This window comes from Phycisphaerae bacterium (assembly GCA_012729815.1).
Lineage (GTDB): Bacteria > Planctomycetota > Phycisphaerae > JAAYCJ01 > JAAYCJ01 > JAAYCJ01.
In genome coordinates this window covers 1-3,335 of record JAAYCJ010000343.1, presented here as the reverse complement: position 1 = coordinate 3,335, position 3,335 = coordinate 1, and the positions used below count along the sequence as shown (strand labels likewise).

General features: G+C 62.3%; 1 protein-coding gene. It reads right to left on the bottom strand.

All coding sequences use genetic code 11. The features are described from left to right. Positions 1–198 precede the first annotated feature (198 nt). The gene (locus GXY33_21895) at positions 199–2,979 is read right to left on the bottom strand and encodes a right-handed parallel beta-helix repeat-containing protein (GenBank protein ID NLX07801.1); all 2,781 of its coding nucleotides are present in this window, start codon (positions 2,977–2,979) and stop codon (positions 199–201) included. Between the last annotated feature and the right edge of the window lie 356 nt (positions 2,980–3,335).

Genomic DNA, 3,335 nt, shown 5'->3' with positions numbered 1-3,335 from the left:
TTACCGGTATTGTATCACAGGGTCAGGCAAGAGCATTGTTAGGATTGTATTAGGAATTTGGCCCGCGTCGCGGCAAGACCAGGGGTAGAATATTAAGACTTCGGGACGTCCCCGCACTCTTGCCTTGCCGAATCCCTGGAGGATGTACTTGGCGGAACGGATAGGCACCGTGAATGGTATGGCGCGCCCCGCCGCTGGTCAACGCGCCTCCCACTGCCGGCGGATATCCTCCGGCCCGCCGACAGCGAGGAGCGATCCCATGCTGCCGCTGACGAAGCGGACGACGATACGGTGCTCGCCGGGCGCCAGATCGATCGTCACCACGTGGTCCGCAGCAGAAGGCGGTAGCGAACCATTGCCCGTCGCCATCGTGTCGCAAACCGGCTCGGCGTCCACCCACGCCTGCAACCACCAGTCCGCCCCGAAACCGAGCGTGGTCTTCCCGCCCGTCTTGACTTTGAACGGAATGTACGCCCAGGCCGTCCTTCCGACGGCCGTACCCCCCAGTAGTGGGGCCAGGTCGAGCTTCCCGTTCTTCGCATTGACGACGACCGCCGCGATCTCACTGCCGTCCACGATCAGCCTTTCCGGAACACGCAGCAGTTCGTCCCTCGACGGCGGCGGCGACTCCCTGGTCAACGGCGCGAAGACCTTCCACGACGACGATATCGAGGCGTCGCCCTCGGCCAGGTACATGTTGAGTTTGGCCGGATGCAGCCAATTGTCGGGCGAGCTGACCAGAACCGCCTGCGCTCCGGCTGTGGCGATCACCGTGAACTCGTGGGCGCAAATCTCACCCGGCTGGAGAACAAACTCCACCCGCGCAACGCCCGCGACACCGGCGTACTCCGCAACCGCCGTGCCGCGGGCGACGGTGTCCTCGTCGTTGCGCAGCAGCAGACGCACCCGTCCCGGTTGTCCGGCGACGAGAGCGGGCGTCAGCAGACGGAGCGCGGCGCGCACGCGGGGCGGAAGCTGTGCACGGTAGCGGTCCCGGATCAGGCCGATCCCATCCAACCGTATGGGTTTAAACCCCAGCGCCCAGGCAGGAGAGTCGGAGCACAGACTGAAAACACCAAAATCGGGATCCGTAAATCCAGGGTCGGCACTGACGAGATTATCTTTGAGCGCAACCGTCGTGACGTTGGCGGGGGCGTTGGACTTGATCCAGGTGCCGCCACAACAGATGTTGCGCTCCACGCGGTTGTTCTCCGGGGGCACGCCTTTGCCGGCAGCGTAGTGACGGTCGATGCCCGCAATCTCGGGATAGCGCTCGCTGTAGGGCGGCTCATGATACCGCATCGCTTCCAGCCTGGTGCGCATGGTTTCGTTGACCATGTTCTGCCAAACGGGATTGGGGTCGATACCGCGGGCGTCGGGCGCCACTGCCGGCCAACAGTTCACGAAGATGTTGTTTTCGACCAGGAAATCCCGGCCGCCCCCGAGCATAATGCCGTACATGCACTCCTGCAAAATGTTCTCCGCGATATGGGTTCCGCTGACGCAGTCGTCCATGTAGATGGCCATGCTCCCCATCCCGACGCCTCCCATGTGATGGATAAAGTTGCGACGGATGGTGTTGCCGCGGAAGCTGTAGTCCCTTCCGGTGTAAATGGCGCCAGCGTCGCCAGTTTCGAGGCAGACCCGGTAGATCTCGTTGTTCTCGATCAGGAACTCGTTGCCCGCGAAAAGGATGGCATTGTGCGGAGCGTCGTGAATGAGATTATTGGCGAGTCGCATTCCAACGCCGCTGGCGTTGATGCCGGCGACGTAACAGCGGCTCCAGCGCGCGTAGTGATGGATGTGGTTGTTGATAGCCGCGTGCTGGCAAGGGATCAGGGTCTTGCGGTCGCCGCCGTTGAAGGAAACGCCGCCATCGCCGGTGCCGTAGATGTCGCAGCCGGCGACGACGTGTTGCGTGCCGCCGGTGATCGCCACCGCCCATGTGCCCAGGTTGCGGAGGACGCAACCCGCGATGAGCAGCCCGTTGCCGCCGGTGGCCTGGATTCCACAGCCGCGGCCCGCTTCCAGCGTCAGCCCTCGGAATTCGACGTAGCTCACGTCCTGGAGTGACACGAGCGGCTCCGTCAGCTCCGAAATCACTGTCTCCGCGCCGGCCAGCGGTTCTGGCGGCCAGAAATAGAGAATGCCGGTGGTGCGATCAACGTAGTACTCGCCTGGTTGATCCAGTTCCTCAAGAACGTTCAGGAAGTAAAACCGCTGCTGTTTCCGGAAGCTGATATTCCCGAATGGCTCGTGGGTTTCCACGACGCCTGCGACGGAATCCAAGCGGCGCACGTGCTCGTAGGAATTGGCCCAGTCGTAGGCCCAGTAGCCGTGGACCCAAATATCGTCGCTGGGAGCCCAGTATCGCGGCCGGTCGCCCTCGTACATGAAGCCGCCTGTGATGTCGCCCGTATCCAATCCCCATTCGTCGTCGGTTTTGGACTTGGTGTAGCCGGTAATGGTGGCGAACTGGCCGGCGTTGGGCCACTGGGCGACGGTCATGGGCCGGTCATTGAAGAACAGCTCCAGATGGGCCGGGCTGGTCTCTCGATTGAACCCGCGCGAGGCAAAACGGCCGAAATCGGTGACGCCCTGGGCCCGCAGGTCTGCCTGAACGACCTGTTCACTGGCGGCGGGTGGAAGCCGCGACAGGATGGCCGGGTCCGTCACCCTCGTAAACGTGATCGCCTCGAGGCGACGCCCCCCGATAAGGCGGACGGTTTCGCCGGCGCCGGCATGGTACACAATGGGTCCATGGGCGGTGCCGCTGTCTTCCTCGTTCAGCACGAAGGGCTCGTCGAGCCGGTAAATGCCCGCGTGCAGGACGACGACCGCGCCGTCGGGAGGCAGAACCCCGTCGCGCTTCGCGCCCCGCAGGCGTTCGCGAGCACCCCTTAGTGTGGCCAAGGGCAGGGTCCGGGATCCGGGGTTGTCATCCTGTCCCGTGGGGTCGATATGTAACTCAACTGTCATTTGTTTTTCCTGTGTCGACATCATTCGCCGTATGAGACGAAGATGCATTAATCCCTAAATGCGAATTCATCCAAAACTCACCAGATGATTCAGCCCGACCACACCATCGGGCAACATAATTGTCACTATACCGCACCCCCTGGCGCACACTGCTTTTTTCCTATTCCCTGCCCCCCGTTATACCCCCATCAGACCCCAACTCCACCCTCAAATCCATCCACACGTCACCCAGCAGCTTTTTGCACCGCCGATGTCCTGGTTCAGCCCTGAGCCCCACTGATCCGTCTCCCCACTACGGCAAGAGGTCAATGGGCCCGGTTGGACTCGAACCAACGACCAGCCGATTATGAGTCGGC

Coding starts and splice junctions, on each gene's coding strand:
- GXY33_21895 (NLX07801.1), bottom strand. CDS start 2,979: ATGACAGTTGAGTTACATATCGACCCCACGGGACAGGATGACAACCCC.